Source organism: Streptomyces filipinensis (genome assembly GCF_014649495.1).
GTDB lineage: Bacteria > Actinomycetota > Actinomycetes > Streptomycetales > Streptomycetaceae > Streptomyces > Streptomyces filipinensis.
Window position 1 is genome coordinate 344,162 of the sequence record NZ_BMTD01000003.1, and the last position, 15,335, is coordinate 359,496.

Here is a 15,335-nt window from a genome sequence, read left to right on the forward strand (position 1 = left end):
CCACTCCGCGTGCGCGTGGGTCCGTACGCGCGGCGATGACACGAAAGACGGCCGACGGGGTACGTAGGTTTCCATGACTTCTGCGCGCCCCGGACCGGAGGTGCCCACGGCCACCTACCGGCTGCAGCTCCAGCCCGCGTTCCCGTTCGCCGCCGCCGCGGCGGCCGTACCGTACCTGGCGTCGCTCGGCGTCTCGCACCTGCACCTGTCCCCCGTCCTGGAGGCCGTGCCCGGCTCCGCGCACGGCTACGACGTCGTGGACCACGCGCGCGTGCGCGAGGAACTGGGCGGCGAGGAGGGCCTGCGGTCGCTGGCACGGACCGCGCGGGAGCACGGTCTCGGCCTGGTGGTGGACATCGTGCCGAACCACATGGCGATGGCACCCCGGCACAACCACGCCCTGTGGGAGGTGCTGCGCGAGGGGCCCGGCTCGCCGTACGCGCGCTGGTTCGACATCGACTGGGGGGCGCAGGACGGGCGGGTGCTGCTGCCGGTGCTCGGCGGTCCGGTCGGCTCACAGCTGGAGCACCTCGTGGTCGACGGCGACGTCCTGCGCTACCACGAGCACGTCTTCCCGCTGCGCGCGGGCACCGCGGAGCTGCCGCTGCCGGAGCTGCTGGACGCCCAGTGGTACCGCCCGGTGTGGTGGCGGCTGGCCCGTACGGAGCTGAACTACCGGCGGTTCTTCAGCATCTCGGAGCTGATCGGGCTGCGGGTGGAGGATCCGGAGGTGTTCGACGCCACCCACGCCAAGATCCTCCAGCTGCTGCGCGAGGACGTGATCGACGGACTGCGCGTCGACCATCCCGACGGGCTCGCCGACCCGGACGGCTACCTCGCCCGGCTGCACGAGGCGACCGGCGGGCGCTGGACGGTGGTGGAGAAGATCCTCGCCGACGGCGAGCGGCTGCCGGCGTCCTGGCCCGTCGCGGGCACCACCGGCTACGACGCCCTGCGCCAGGTCGACGGCCTGTTCACGGACCAGACGGGGGCGTATGAACTGCTGGGCCGCTATCGGGCCTTCGCGGCGCCGCAGACGGACCGGGGCGGCAACTGGGAGGCGACGGTACGGCGGGCCGCCTACAAGGTGCTCACGCACGAGCTGGCCGCGGAGACCGACCGGCTCACCCGGGTGGCCACCCGGCTGTGCGCGTCCTCGCCCGACCTCGCGCTGCGCGACCGGGCCCCCTGGGCGCTGCGCACGGCCGTGGAGGAGCTGCTGGTGCGGATGCGGGTGTACCGGCCGTACGCCTGCGGTGACGCGGCCGCCGTCGTCACCGAGGAGGCCGCCGACGAGGCGCGGCTGGCCTTCGTGGTGCCCGAGGAGGCGGAGGCCGTCGGCATCGTGCGGCGGCTGCTCGTCGAACCGCCCGGTGACCCGGCGGCGCCGGACCACGCCGACCGGGTGGAGTTCCGTACCCGCTTCGCGCAGACGGCGTCGGCGCTGCGCGCCAAGTCGGTGGAGGACACCGCGTTCTACCGCTATGTGCCGCTGCTGTCGGCGACCGAGGTGGGTGGCGATCCGGGCCGGCCGGGAGTGTCCCCGGAGGACTTCCACGCGTACTGCGCGCGCGTGCAGCGCGACTGGCCGGCCACCGGCACGGTGGTCACCACGCACGACACCAAGCGCAGTGCCGACGTGCGTGCGGCGCTGGCCGTGCTCACCGAGTGCCCCGACCGGTGGACGCGGCTGCTGGCCGAGGCGGCCGGGCCCGAGGAGGGCGTGGGCGTGCCGGACGGGCAGCTGGCCTGGGCGGCCTGGCAGACGGTGTTCGGGCTCGGGCCCGCGGAGGAGGAGCGGGTGCGGCAGGCGCTGCTGAAGCATGTGCGCGAGGCGGGCATGTACACCAGCTGGACGGAGCAGGAGCCGCCGTACGAGGAGGCGGTGGCCTCGTTCGTCGCCGCCGGCCCGTGCGGGGCGCCGGGCGCGCGCGTGGCCGCGTTCCGCAAGGCGCTGGAGCCGCACATCCGGGCCAACGTTCTCGGCACCGCCCTGGTTCATCTGACGATGCCGGGGGTGCCGGACGTGTACCAGGGCACGGAGGGCGAGTACCGGGCGCTGGTGGACCCGGACAACCGGCGTCCGGTGCCGTTCCCGCCCGAGGTGCCCGGGGAGAAGGACGCGCTGACGGCGGCGGCGCTGCGGCTGCGCGCCCGGCGCCCCGCTGCCTTCGGCACGTCCGCGTCGTACGAACCGCTCACCGCCGAGGGCCCGGCGGCGGAGCACTGTGCGGCGTTCGCGCGCTCCGGCGAGGTGGTCACGGCGGTGACCCGGCTGTCGCTGCGCCTCGCGGAGGCGGGCGGCTGGCGGGACACCGCGCTGACGCTGCCGCCGGGCCGCTGGGCGGACGTGCTGACCGACGGCAGGGAGTTCACGGGGCACGCACGCGTGGCGGACCTCTTCGACCGGCTGCCGGTGGTGCTGCTGGAGCGTGTGGCGCAGGGGTGAGGCGGCTCAGCGGACGGGCGCGACGGGCAGCGGGCAGTCCTCGTACGGCTGTTCCGGCAGGTCTCCGAGAGCGGGCCAGGTGGTGCGCAGGAGGTCCACGAAGGCCTCGGCGGCCCCGGTGGGCGGCACGCGCGCGTAGACCGTCAGGGGGCGCTTCCATGCCGGGTCGGGGCTGAGGACCATGCAGTCCTCCCCGACGGCACCGCGCACGACGTGGGCGGGTGCGACGCACACCCCGACGCCGGCCGCGGCCATCCGCACGGCCGTCGAGGTGTGCTCGGTCCACACGGCGGTCCGGGGCGCGAACCCGGCCCGCCCGCACGCCCAGTCGAGGAAGCGCGCGCCGTGCACGACGGGTTCCATGGCGCAGCGGATCCAGGCGCGGTCGGCGAGCTCGGGCAGCGTCACCGTCGTACGGCCCGCCAGCCGGTCGTCGAAGGGGACCACGAGGACGAGTTCCTCCTCGCCGACCGGTACGACCGTGCCCGGCGGGTCGGCGGGCCCGGGGCCGAACGCGAGGTCCGCGGTGCCGCGCTGCACGGCCTCCTCCAGCGCCTCGGTGGTGGCGTACTCGTGCAGGCGCAGCAGGACCCGGGGACGGGCTGCGCGCCAGCGGGCGAAGACGTCGGGCAGGACGCCGACGGCGAGGGAGTGCAGGGTGGCGACATGCAGTTCGCCGCCCTCGGCTCCGGCGGTGGCCCGCGCCGCGCGGCGGGCCTGAGCGGCGCTGCGGACGGCGAGTTCGGCGTGCGGCAGGAAGGCCCGCCCCATGGGGGTCAGGCGCACGCCACGCGCCAGGCGCTCCAGCAGGGCGCCGCCGACCGACTTCTCCAGCGCCTTGATCTGGTGCGAGAGCGCGGGCTGGGTGACGTGCAGGGTCTCCGCCGCCCGGGTGAAGGACGCCTCCTGGACGACGGTCACGAAGTACTCCATCTGCCGCAGGCTCAAATCCGCGCCCTCCCCCAGGACTCACCGGCATGCCGCGCATAAGCATTCTGCATGGCTTCCACAACAACATTGCCTTGGACTCATGACAAGGGGCGGGCGGAGGGTGGAGGCATGAGCACACAGGCCACGAACACCCCGGATGTCCTCGTCATCGGCGGCGGAACGGGCGGCTACGCCACCGCGCTGCGCGCCGCCTCCCTCGGGCTCGGCGTCGTCCTCGTCGAGCGCGACAAGGTCGGCGGCACCTGTCTGCACCGGGGCTGCATCCCGAGCAAGGCGATGCTGCACGCCGCCGAGCTGGTCGACGGCATCGCCGAGGCGCGCGAGCGGTGGGGGGTGAAGGCCACGCTGGACTCGGTCGACTGGGCGGCGCTGGTGGCCACGCGGGACGACATCGTGGCGCGCAACCACAAGGGGGTCGAGGCGCATCTGGCGCACGCCGGCGTACGGGTGGTGCGCGGGAGAGCACGCCTGACGGGTCCACGTACGGTGCGGGTGGAGGGCGCGCTCACGGATTCCGCGCCGGGCGCCCCGGACAGGTCCGCGCCCGGCGTGCACGACTTCACCGCGCGCCGCGGCATCGTCCTCGCCACCGGCTCGCACCCGCGCACGCTCCCGGGGCTCGTGCCGGACGGGCGGCGGGTGGTGACCAGCGACGACGCGCTGTTCGCGCCGGGGCTGCCGGCGTCCGTCCTGGTGCTCGGCGGGGGCGCGATCGGCGTGGAGTACGCGTCCTTCCACCGGTCCATGGGCGCGGAGGTCACCCTGGTCGAGGCCGCGGAGCGGATCGTGCCGCTGGAGGACGCCGATGTGAGCCGGCACCTGACGCGCGGCCTGAAGAAGCGCGGGATCGATGTGCAGGCGGGCGCCCGGCTGCTGGACGCGGACGTGCTGGAGAACGGCGTACGCGCGCGTGTGCGCACCGCGCGGGGCGAGACGCGCACGGTGGAGGCGGAGCGGCTGCTGGTGGCCGTCGGCCGGGCGCCGGTCACCGAGGGCCTGGGCCTGGCGGCGGCCGGCCTGACGACCGACGGACGGGGGTTCGTCGTACCGGCGGACTGGAAGCGGCTGGAGACGGCCGTGCCGGGCATCCACGTCGTCGGCGATCTGCTGCCGCCGCCGTCCCTGGGCCTGGCCCACGCCTCCTTCGCGGAGGCCCTGCTGGTCGCCGAGACGCTGGCCGGGCTGCCCTCGGCCCCGGTGGACTACGCCGCCGTACCACGGGTGACGTACTCCGCGCCGCAGACCGCCTCGGTGGGACTGAGCGAGGCCGAGGCACGCGCGCGGGGGCGTGCGGTGGACGTCGACACCATGCCGCTGACCGCCGTCGCCAAGGGCATGGTGCACGGCCAGGGGGGCATGGTGAAGGTCGTCGCCGAGGCCGGCGGCGGACAGGTGCTCGGCGTGCACCTGGTCGGCCCGCACGTGTCGGAGATGATCGCGGAGAGCCAGCTGATCGTCGGCTGGGATGCCGAACCCTCGGACGTGGCCCGGCATGTGCACGCGCACCCGACGCTGTCGGAGGCGGTGGGCGAGGTGTTCCTGACCCTCGCGGGACGCGGCCTGCACCAGCAGTGAGCCCACGGCACGCGCCGCCCGCGCCATGCCCCGGCGCCTGAGTCCGGGCGCCCCTGGGAGCCTCCCCCGCAGCGTTCTTGACAGTTCACCCTTCGCGTGCGGGACTTGGAGGGCGAAGCCGGGCGGGAACAAGTCGGGGGTGAGTCTTCTGCCGGAGCTGCGCTATCCCAGCGTTCCCGAACTGATCGCCTCCGCTCAGGCGTTGGCCGCTCAGGGACCCGGGCTGTGCTCGCTCAGGCAGGTGGGCCTCTCACGCGCGGGAAGACCCCTGCACCTGCTGTCGGTGGGGCACGCCCGGCGGGCGGTGCTGGTGGTCGCGGGCGCCCACGCCAACGAGCCGACCGGGGGCTCCACCCTGCGGGTTCTGGCCGAAAGGGTGCTGGCCGAGCGGGAGTTGCGGGCGGACACGTCCTGGCACTTCCTGCTGTGCGCCGATCCGGACGGCGCGAGCCTGCATGTGACACCGGCTCCGCGCAGCCTGCTCGACTACCACCTCGGCTTCTACCGGCCGACGGGCGCCGAGCAGCCGGAGTGGTCGCCGTCCGTGCTGCCGCCGGACCGGCTGCCGCCCGAGACCCGGGCGCTGACGGGGGTGATCGACGAACTGCGGCCCTACCTCCAGGTGACCCTGCACGGCACCGACCTGGGCGGCAGCTGGGTACAGCTGACCAGGGACGTGCCGGGGCTCGCCGAGCCGTTCGCCAAGTCGGCGGCACAACTGCACATCCCGGTGGAGACGGGCGCCTCGGACGCCGCCGGCTGGCCGGCCTCCGGCCCCGGTGTGCATGTCATGCCGGGCCCGGAGACGGGCGCCGCCTACCCGAGCATGCCGGACGACGCGCGGCACAGCACCTGGTACCACGCGCACCGGTACGGCGGTCTGACGGCCGTGGTGGAGGTGCCGATGTGGGCCAGCGACCTGGTGGACGATCCGGCGCCGCACCCGGCACCGGCGGCGGCGATGCGGCGCCTGGCGCAGCGGCTGCTGCGGGACGCGCTGGAGGTGGAGCACGTGCTCACCGACGCGCTGCCCCGCCTGGAGGGCGTGGACGGTCCGCTGCTGCGGGCGGCGCGTTGGGCGCTGGAGCTGATCCCCGGCCTGGCCGAGGACTGGGTCCACACCCCGCCGGCCGGCACGACGATGGCGTACGTCGGCAGTGTGGACGCCTTCGGGCGGCGGCTGCCGCTGCGCGCGGCGGCCATGCTGCTGCGGGTGCTGCGGGAGGCGGACGACCGGGCGGCGCCGGGGCTGGAACAGCTCGTCACCGCCTGGTGCGACGCCTTCGCGACACGGTTCCGGGCCCGCTGGGTGCCGTTGGAGCACCAGGTGGAGCACCAGTCCCGGACGGTGCTGGTGGCGGCGCAGCAGGCCCGTGAGCGGACGGTGTGAGGCCGTCACGCCTCCCGGGCCGCCTTCTCCCCGCCGCGCCGCCCCTGCCGCGCCGCCCCTGCCGCGCCGCCCATACAGACCGTGCCGCGCCGCCCGCCGGCCCGGCTCAGCGGTCCACGGCGAACACCGCTCCCGTCCGCGCCTCCATGACACACTTGCTGGAGTAGGTCTCCTGGTAGTCGACCGGCTGTCCGTTCCACTGCCCGTGCGCGTGGACGGTCACCGGGGCGAAGATCATCGGACAGAAGACCTTCTTCTGCGCGATGCGCGCGATGTCGCCCCGGGCGGCCTCAAGTTCGGCACAGGCCTCGGCCGCCCGCGCGTACCCCAGCGGCAGCGGGTCGCACAGCAGCAGGGTGCCGTGCTTGTCGCCGGCCAGGGTCTCGCCGCGCGCGACGGTGAGGTAGAGCCAGTTGTCCGTGAGGGGGAACGTGCTGCGGGGTGCCGCCTGGGCGGGGGCCGCGGCGAGCAGGCCGGCGGCCGTCAACAGGGCGCCGGCCGCCGCGGTGACTCGGGTGATGTACGTCATGCCCCATGCATCGGCACGCCGGCGCGCGTTCCGCAGCCCGGCTCACCCGATCGGGAGGGCACGCGCGTGTGACGGTGCACCCGTTCGGCCACGACCGGCCGTCGCCGCTCAGCTCACGGCGAGCCGGAACGCCATCCGGCCGAAGGCGACCTGGTCGCCCTCGCGGACGACGACCGAGCCGATCACCCGGCGTCCGTTGACGGTGGTGCCGTTGGTGGAACCGAGGTCCCTGAGGACCCACAGGTCCGCCTGGCGGCTGAGTTCGGCGTGCAGGCGGGAGACGGTCTCGTGGTTCAGGCGCAGCCCGCATGCGGGGTCGCGGCCTATGCGCAGCGGGTGGGCGTGCGCGGGGCGCGGCAGCAGCAGCTTGGGCAGCCGCTCGGCCTGCCAGGCGCGGCGCAGCCGTACGGTGAATCCGGAGACGGCCTCGACGCTGCCGAGAACCGCGCGGGAGAAACGGTTCTCGCGAGGCAGGTCGGCGACGAGCGCGGCCAGTTCGTCGGACCGGCGGGCGGCGAGCGCCAGCTCCATACGGCGTACGAACGTGTCGTGCGAGAGCCGGCCCAGGGCGACACCGTCACGCAGCACCCGCAGCGCCTCGTCGCGCTCCGCGTCGGACAGCCGCGCGGGGTAGGTGGAGAACTCGAAGGACGACGTCACGCTGGTGATTGTCGGGCAGTGAACCCCTGGTGTCCAGAAAGCGGGAATCGGGGCCGTTCTGCGCGCACTTCCACGACACCCACCGGGGAAGGGTGCATTCGAAAGCGGATTGATCGTCCCGGCGGGCACGATGGGGACGCGGGACATCACGGTGAGCAGGCGAGACATCACAGACGAAGGGGAACCGTCCGTGCAGTTCGAGGTGTGGGCACCGCAGGCAGACCGAGTGACGCTCCACTGCGAGGGCGGGACGCGCGCGTTGACGCGTGATCCCGAACGCGCCGGATGGTGGAGGGGGGAGGCGCAGGCCGGGGACGGCGCCCGGTACGGGTTCGCCCTGGACGACGGCCCCGTGCGGCCCGACCCGCGCTCACGCCGCCAGCCGGACGGCCCGGACGGGCTGAGCGCGGTCGTGGACCACGGGCACTACGCGTGGCGTGCCCGGTGGGCGGGGCGGGGGCTGCAGGGCGCCGTTCTGTACGAGGCACACGTGGGCACGTACACCCCCGAGGGCACCCTGGACGCGGCGGCGGGCCGGCTGGAGCACCTGGTGGAACTGGGCGTCACTCACGTGGAGTTGATGCCGCTGTGTCCGTTCCCGGGACGGCACGGCTGGGGGTACGAGGGGGTGTCGCTGTGGGCGGTGCACGAGCCGTACGGCGGGCCCGATGCGCTGAAACGCTTCGTCGACCGGGCGCACGAACTCGGTCTGGGGGTCGTCCTGGACGTCGTGCACAACCACCTGGGCCCGTCGGGCAACCATCTGCCCGCCTTCGGGCCGTACTTCACCGACACCCACCACACGCCGTGGGGCTCGGCGGTGAACCTGGACGCGCCGGGCTCGGACGAGGTACGCGCGTTCCTCGTCGGCAGCGCGCTGGCGTGGCTGCGGGACTACCGGATCGACGGGCTGCGCCTGGACGCGGTGCACGCGCTGTACGACACGCGCGCGTGCCACTTCCTGGAGGAGCTGTCGGCGGCCGTGGACGGCCTGGCCGAGGAGCTGGACCGGCCGCTGTTCCTGATCGCCGAGTCGGACCTGAACGACCCGCGGTTCATCACCCCGCGCGCGGAGCACGGCCTCGGGCTGCACGCGCAGTGGAACGACGACTTCCACCACGCCCTGCACACCGCGCTGACCGGCGATTCCCAGGGGTACTACGCCGACTTCGCCCGGGCCGGCTTCGCCGCGCTCGCCAAGACGCTCACCGGCGGCTACTTCCACGACGGCACGTACTCGACGTTCCGGGGCCGCCACCACGGCCGCCCGCTGGACCGCGCGCGGGTGGCCGGGCACCGGCTCCTCGGCTACAGCCAGACCCACGACCAGGTCGGCAACCGCGCCCAGGGCGACCGGCTCGCCGCCCGTCTCTCCCCCGGCCTGCTGGCCTGCGCGGCGACGCTGACACTGACCTCGCCGTTCACGCCGATGCTGTTCATGGGCGAGGAGTGGGCGGCGGGCACGCCGTGGCAGTTCTTCACCGACCACACCGATCCGGAGCTGGCCGAGGCGGTACGGCAGGGCCGGCGGCGGGAGTTCGCGGCGCACGGCTGGGCCGAGGAGGACGTACCGGACCCGCAGGACCCGGCGACCCGGGAGCGGTCCTGCCTGGACTGGGCGGAGCCGGGACGCGAGCCCCACGCGCGCGTGCTCGCCTGGTACCGCCGGCTGATCGCGCTGCGCCGGGACGAGCCCGACCTCACCGACCCCGACCTGGCCGACACGAAGGTGGCGTACGACGAGCAGGCCCGCTGGCTGGCCTTCCGGCGCGGTGACGTACGCGTGGCGGTGAACCTCGGCAAGGAGCCGGCAGCCATCCCCCTGGGCACCCGCCCGGCAAAGGTGCTGGCGGCATGGGAGCCGGTGCGGGTTCCGGGACCGGACGGGTTGCTCCAGCTTCCCGGGGAGTCGTGCGTGGTCCTGTCCCAGCCGTGAGAAGCCCACGCGCCGGGCGGTGTGCGACCGTGGGCGGTACGGCGCGCGCCGTCGCCGGTCGCGCCCACGCGGCGCGGCCGCACCTCGGTACAGCCCCGCACCCCCGCGGGGCGCGCTAAGGCTCCGGCTCGTCCTCCTTGAAGTCCGACAGCCGCTCCAGCAGGATCGGCTCCCAGGCGCGCCGCAGCTGGACGCGGAGCAGGGGCAGGGAGCCGGGGGCGCGCCCTTCGAGGTGGTCGGTGAGGCGGATGACCGTGTCGCAGCGGGCCAGCCACAGCCCGCGCAGGCAGGGGCGGGCGCCGTAGCCGGCCAGGGTGGCGGCGCGGACGGCCGCCGGGGATCCGACGGCGACGGCGAGGCCGGCGATGTCCTCGGCGGGGTCGCCCAGGGCCGCCCGGGTCCAGTCCAGGACGCCGCGGACCCGCCCGTCGGCGCTGACGACCACGTGCTCGCCGGTCATGCCGTGGTGGGTGAGGACGGCGGTGCCGGGCTGCGCGGCGAGCTGGGCCGCACCGGGCGGGGTCAGCTGGTGCAGCCGGGCGGCGTCGAACTCGTCGGCGGCGGCGAGCCGTTCGGCGGCGTGTACGGCCATGCGGCGCAGGGCCTCCAGGGAGCGCGGGGCGGTGCGCGACACGCCGAGGGTCTCGGCCTGCCGGACGGGCACCGCGCGCAGTCCGGTGAGCAGTCCGGCGAGGTCGGCCTCGCCGACGGCGGAGACGTCGTGCTCGTCGGCCGTACCGCCGGGCACCTTGGTGTCCAGGGTGTAGGCGAGGCCGGGCGCCCAGTCGCCGTGCGCGACGCTGGTGGGGACGGCGACGGGCACGTGCGGGCGGATCAGGTCGCGCAGGCGCAGTTCCCGGCGGCGGGCGACGGAGGACTCGCGGTCGGGCGCGAGGCGCAGCACATGGCGGGTACCGACCCACCACGTGTGCGTACGGCCCTCCGTCACGGGCCGCACATCGGGCCCCCCGGTGTCGTCGCCGCCCTCCTTGAGCAGCGAACGGACCAGTCTGCGGACGGTGTCCGCGGTGGGTGTCGGTGCCTGGGTCATGGGTCGCGCGTCGCCGTTCCTGGATGTCGTCGCGGGGGTGTCTCCTGGGTCGCTCGGTGCTCTCAGTCCACTATGACCATGTCACGGGTGGTGGTGTTCAGGCGACGGCCGCCGTCCTCGGTCACCGTGACGATGTCCTCGATGCGTACCCCGAAGCGGCCGGGCAGGTAGATGCCGGGCTCGACGGAGAAGCACATGCCCGGCACGAGGGGCTGCTCCTCGCCCTCGATCATGTACGGCGGCTCGTGCGTGGTGACGCCGATGCCGTGCCCGGTGCGGTGGATGAAGTACGCGCCGTACCCGGCCTCGGTGATCACCGCACGGGCGGCGCGGTCGACCTCCTGGCAGGCCACGCCGGGCCGTACGGCCCGGTAGCCCGCCTCCTGGGCCTCGCGCACGATGTCGTGCACCCGGCGCTCCTCCTCGGTGGGCTCGCCGACGTGGACCGTGCGGGTGGTGTCGGAGCCGTAGCCGTCCTTCAGACCGCCGAAGTCCAGGACGACCATGTCGCCGTGCTGGATGACGCGGTCGCCGACCTCGTGGTGGGGGTTGGCGCCGTTGGGGCCCGAGCCGACGATGGTGAAGTCGACCTGCTCATGCCCGAAGCGGCGCAGCAGGCCGGCGAGGTCGTGGCCGACGTCGGACTCGCGGCGGCCGGCGAAGGGAACTTTCCGGATCTCCTCGAACGTTGCGTCGGCAGCCGCTCCGGCGGCGGCGAGGAGTTCCAGTTCCGCGGCGTCCTTGACGGCGCGCAGCATGGGGAGGGCGTCGGTGAGAGAGGCGTAGGAGGTGTCGGGCAGCGCCCGCTGCAGGCCCAGCAGGTGCATGGCCCAGGTGTTGTCGCTGATGCCGAACCGGCCGCGGTCGTCGAGGAGCGCGGCGGTGACGGCGTAGGGGTCCTTGCCGTCGGTCCAGTCGCGCAGGGCGAGCGCGGACGAGCCGGCCGCGTGCTCGGCGTCCGGAGCCTCCAGCGTCGGTACGACGAGCACGGGATCCCGGCCGGGGGTGAGGACCAGCACGGTGAGCCGTTCGGTGACGGCGGTGGGGGTGTAGCCGGTGAGCCAGACCATGTCCGGCCCCGGTGCCACCAGCAGCCCCGCGAGACCGGCGTCGGCCGCGGAGCGCGCGGCGCGCTCCATGCGGGCCCTGTGGTCGGCGGCGGTGAAGGGCGCGGGCGTACTACCGGTCATCCGGGCCTCCGGGCACGGGTGGGCGAACGGGCGAGGGCGTCTCGGGCAGCATCCTGCCCGGCTGCACAGGGTCACGCGAGCCGGTCGCCGCTGCCGCCCGCGAGACGCGGTCGGCGCACAGGGATCTCGGCATGGGCCCATCATGGCGTGTGGTGCGGACGGTGACCAGCGGGTTTCCCGGGGTGACCGAGGGAGTGCCGAGACGGGATCCGGCGTCGGCCCCGCTCAGACCACCACACCCGGCAGGACGGTCAACTGCTGGAAGCCCCCGCCGGTGTGACGCACGGTGAGGAGCACCGGCTTCCCGGGCCGGGCATGGGCGACGAACCGGGCGAGATCGGCGGCGGAGTCGACGCGGGAGGAGCCGAACCGCAGCAGGACGTCCCCGCGGACCAGGCCGGCCGCGTAGCCGGGGCCCGGCACGTGCACGCCCACGAGGAGCGCGCCCGCCTTCTCGGCGTCGACGGCCTCGACCCCGAGGACCGCCCCGGGGGTGGCGGCCGGAGCGGGGCTCGCGGTGGCAGCGGGCGTGGCCCGGGCGGACGGCGTGGCCGGCGGGGCCTGGCGCTGCAGTTCGGCGAGCCGGCTCATGCCGATGACCGCGGCGCCGACCGTGCCGATGCCGACGCCGGACAGCACCAGCAGGGTGCCGAGGGACAGGCCGAACAGCACGGTCCGCAGCCGCCGGCCGCGCCGGGGCGCGGCGTGCGGGCGGTGGGCAGGCGTGGGGGTGCCGCCGCCCTGCCGGGGGTCCTGACCTGGCATCGGCTTGGGACGCAACACAGTGGGTTCCATGGTTCGCTCGCCTCCGGCTGGTGCTCTACCCGGGGCGCCGGGCCGCGACGAGACACGAACGAGTGAGACTGGCCGGAGGGTGGCTGAGGGTAGCCATGGCCCCTGGGACGAACACCCGGCGGTCCGCCCCCGGCCGCAGAACCGGCACCGGGGCGGCCGGAGCCGGCGAGCGCCGACCCCCGAGGCACCGCCCGCCCGCGCCGCGGCCCAACCGCGGCGACCGAACCCACCCGACCGGCGTCACTCCCCGCCCCTTCAGCGCCTCGGGCCGTCCCACCCCCGGCCCCATCAGCCCCGGACCGCCGCCTCACGCCCCCGCAGACCGTCGGCCACAGGCCACATCGACACCGGACCGCCGAACGACGGTCCACGACCGTCCGCCCCGGACCGCCGGATGACAGCCCCACGGACCGTCGCCCCACGGCTCCTCCGACCGTCGGCCCAAGGACCGCCGCACCCCAGGCGTCTCCCAGGGGCCGTCGGCGCGAGGGCCGCGGCCTGACATGCCGGGGAGGCCGCCGGTCCATGGTTCCTGTACCCGGTGGGCCGGGGCCGCCGCGGATCAGCCCGTGTGGGCGACCGTCAGCCGAGCGACAGGGCCGGACCGAGCGGCAGGACGGGGGCGGCGGGCGCGCGGTCGGGCAGGAAGCCGTGCGACCGGCGGCCCAGCCACGCGGCTTTGTAGCGGTCGACCTCGCGGTGCCAGTTCAGGATCCCGGCGAGCCAGTTCTGCAGGTCGAGGACATAGTCGTCCATGGCCGCCCGCGTCTGCTCCGACAGCCCGAAGTCGTCGTAGAGCACGGGCAGTTCGTGCGCGATGACGTGCTCGAACTGCCGCATGCGCTGGGTCGTCAGGTCGTGGACGACGCCGAGCGCTGCCGGATGGTCGACGCCGAAGAAGTTCTGCACCACCAGGATGGCGTTGTGGATCCCGCCCTCGTACTCGATCTCCTTCTGGTACGAGAAGATGTCGTTGACCAGGCAGGCGTAGTCGACGGCGGCGTTCTCCAGCGAGCGCACCGGGCCGCTGCGGTACACCTCCGGCGGGACGGCGGGGCCGTGGCCCATCCGGCACAGGCTCAGGGTGAGGTCGGAGCCGAAGGTGGCGCGCCGCATCTCCAGGTAGTCGACCGGGTCGGGGATGCGGTTCTGCAGCTGGTTGGACAGCTCCCACAGCCAGCTCTCGGTCATCGTCTCCACGGCGGCCTTCAGGTCGCGCCGCTGGTCGGCGGTCATGCCGGCCACCGTACGCGTCCACAGGTCGACGAGCCCCCGCTCCATCGCGTCGGCCGGGACGAGGGCGGGCTCGCCTTCGACCGGCATGCACCGCGACAGCCGGGCGGTGGTCAGGCGGGCGGCTGCCAGGTCCCGGCGGCTGCCGAAGACCAGCGGGTAGAAGTCGTCGCCGTACGTCCCCCAGGCGATCCACTGGGCGCTGAGGTCGAGGGCCTCGGGGGTGGCGTCCGGGTCCAGGCCGGCGGAACACAGGGCGAGGTCGTAGGCGGTGAGCTTGTCCTCGTCCCAGACGCCTTCCTGAAGGATGCCCATGCGGTGCGACCAGACGACGAGGTTGCGGCGGGCCGCGTCGAGGTGCGTGCTGAGTCCGAGTGGGTACGGCATGTGGAACTCGGGCAGCGGGGAGGGCCCGACCTTCTGGAAGGGGACGTGGGTGTAGGCGCGCAGGCGTTCCCGGGCGGCCGAGGCGAGGAGCGCGCCGACGTCGGCGGCCGAGGTGCCGGGGCCGCTCGGCAGCTGCCAGGGTGAGCCGGGGCGAGCGCCCTTGTTCATGTAGCGGCTGGAGCGCATGTGCCATTCGTGACCGCCGGACTGCCAGTCCTGGAGCCCCTTGGTGTAGGCGGCGATCGCGGCGGCCTCGACCGGGGTGAGGCCCTTCTCCAGGGCGACGGCAGGGACTTCGGTGAGCGCGGTGTGCTCGAACTGGTGCAGGCGTGAGGTGAGGATGTCGTTGACCGTGTCGGCGGCCTGCTGGGTCGTACAGCCGAAGAAGGTCTCCAGGACGAGCACGCCGTTGCTGTTCTCGCCCTCGTCCTCGACCTCGCGCTGGTAGGAGAAGAGGTCGTTGCGCAGGTGGACGGCGTCGGCGAACGTCTCCATGAGGACACGCAGCGGACGGGTGCCGGCGACGGCGGCCGGCACCTCCGCCGTCGCGTACTCCACGAGCCCGGCCGACCAGGGGGCGCCGCCCACCTTGCGGCGCATCTCGATGTACTCGACGGGGTTGGCGATCCGCCCCTCGTCGATGTTCGACAGCTCCCACATCGACTCGTTCAGCAGGTGCTCGGTGGCCACGGAGAAGCGGCGGCGCCAGTCCACGGACATCGACGGCACCGTGCGTGCCCACAGGTCCTTCAGACCCGCCTCGACGGGGTTCTCCGGCTCGGGCACGGGAGTCGACGGGTCGAGCGGCATGAACAGCGGCAGGCGGTCCAGGTGGGCCTTTCCGGCGGCGCGGTCCGGGGTGCGCTTGTACATGTCGAGGAAGTGGTCGTCGAAGAAGAACACCCACACGTACCAGTCGGTGATCAGCGAGAGGGCCGGTCCGTCGCAGTCGGGGTGGGTGTAGGAACACAGGAGCCCGTAGTCGTGCGCCTCCAGGTCGGCCTGCTCCCAGATCCCGGAACCCTCCAGCATGCCCATCTCCCGCGCCCACCCGGTGGAGTGCGCACGCGCCTCTTCGAGGTGCGGGTTGAGCCGCGCGGGATACGGCATGTAGAAGTGCGGGAGTTCGAACGGCTGCGTCATGGCCGGGCCCTACCCGTGGCCCCCCACACCCATCCACCGCGCGGAA

Annotated in this window: 11 protein-coding genes; 4 read left to right on the top strand and 7 right to left on the bottom strand. The window is 74.3% G+C overall.

Annotated elements, in window-relative coordinates:
* The first annotated feature begins 73 nt into the window (after positions 1 to 73).
* Entirely contained in the window at positions 74 to 2,449 is a 2,376-nt protein-coding gene (gene treY, locus IE244_RS10055; protein WP_191872620.1) for a malto-oligosyltrehalose synthase, read from the top strand.
* A gap of 6 nt (positions 2,450 to 2,455) precedes the next feature.
* On the opposite strand, the gene IE244_RS10060 is transcribed toward treY, so the two are convergent.
* Complete coding sequence (locus IE244_RS10060; protein ID WP_191872621.1) at positions 2,456 to 3,397, bottom strand: LysR family transcriptional regulator; 942 nt, start codon at positions 3,395 to 3,397, stop codon at positions 2,456 to 2,458.
* A 111-nt stretch (positions 3,398 to 3,508) separates the two neighbouring features.
* Here IE244_RS10060 and lpdA point away from each other — a divergent pair, with 111 nt between their 5' ends.
* Together lpdA and IE244_RS10070 are read left to right on the top strand one after the other, a co-directional pair.
* Positions 3,509 to 4,975: a dihydrolipoyl dehydrogenase gene (lpdA, locus tag IE244_RS10065; RefSeq protein WP_191872622.1), complete on the top strand. Its 1,467-nt coding sequence runs from the start codon at positions 3,509 to 3,511 to the stop codon at positions 4,973 to 4,975.
* 139 nt (positions 4,976 to 5,114) lie between these two features.
* Positions 5,115 to 6,365: a M14 family zinc carboxypeptidase gene (locus IE244_RS10070; RefSeq protein WP_191872624.1), complete on the top strand. Its 1,251-nt coding sequence runs from the start codon at positions 5,115 to 5,117 to the stop codon at positions 6,363 to 6,365.
* Positions 6,366 to 6,471: 106 nt separating this feature from the next.
* On the opposite strand, the gene IE244_RS10075 is transcribed toward IE244_RS10070, so the two are convergent.
* Both IE244_RS10075 and IE244_RS10080 read right to left on the bottom strand, forming a co-directional pair.
* The gene (locus IE244_RS10075; protein ID WP_191872625.1) at positions 6,472 to 6,894 is read right to left on the bottom strand and encodes an SSI family serine proteinase inhibitor; all 423 of its coding nucleotides are present in this window, start codon (positions 6,892 to 6,894) and stop codon (positions 6,472 to 6,474) included.
* Between the two features lie 108 nt (positions 6,895 to 7,002).
* Positions 7,003 to 7,554, bottom strand: coding sequence for an FHA domain-containing protein (locus tag IE244_RS10080; protein ID WP_191872627.1), 552 nt, complete (start codon positions 7,552 to 7,554; stop codon positions 7,003 to 7,005).
* A 190-nt stretch (positions 7,555 to 7,744) separates the two neighbouring features.
* Between IE244_RS10080 and treZ the strand changes: the two genes are divergently transcribed.
* Positions 7,745 to 9,490 (top strand): malto-oligosyltrehalose trehalohydrolase, encoded by a 1,746-nt coding sequence (gene treZ, locus IE244_RS10085; RefSeq protein ID WP_191872629.1) that lies wholly within the window; start codon positions 7,745 to 7,747, stop codon positions 9,488 to 9,490.
* Between the two features lie 115 nt (positions 9,491 to 9,605).
* Here the strand turns inward: treZ and IE244_RS10090 are convergent, their stop codons facing one another.
* From IE244_RS10090 to cyc2, 4 genes are all read right to left on the bottom strand, one after another.
* Positions 9,606 to 10,541, bottom strand: coding sequence for a phosphotransferase family protein (locus IE244_RS10090; RefSeq protein WP_191872631.1), 936 nt, complete (start codon positions 10,539 to 10,541; stop codon positions 9,606 to 9,608).
* 62 nt (positions 10,542 to 10,603) lie between these two features.
* On the bottom strand, positions 10,604 to 11,731 hold the full coding sequence (locus IE244_RS10095; protein ID WP_191872633.1) for an aminopeptidase P family protein: 1,128 nt from the start codon (positions 11,729 to 11,731) through the stop codon (positions 10,604 to 10,606).
* A gap of 225 nt (positions 11,732 to 11,956) precedes the next feature.
* Entirely contained in the window at positions 11,957 to 12,526 is a 570-nt protein-coding gene (locus IE244_RS10100; protein ID WP_191872635.1) for a PDZ domain-containing protein, read from the bottom strand.
* Positions 12,527 to 13,108: 582 nt separating this feature from the next.
* Entirely contained in the window at positions 13,109 to 15,289 is a 2,181-nt protein-coding gene (gene cyc2, locus IE244_RS10105) for a germacradienol/geosmin synthase Cyc2 (protein ID WP_191872637.1), read from the bottom strand.
* Between the last annotated feature and the right edge of the window lie 46 nt (positions 15,290 to 15,335).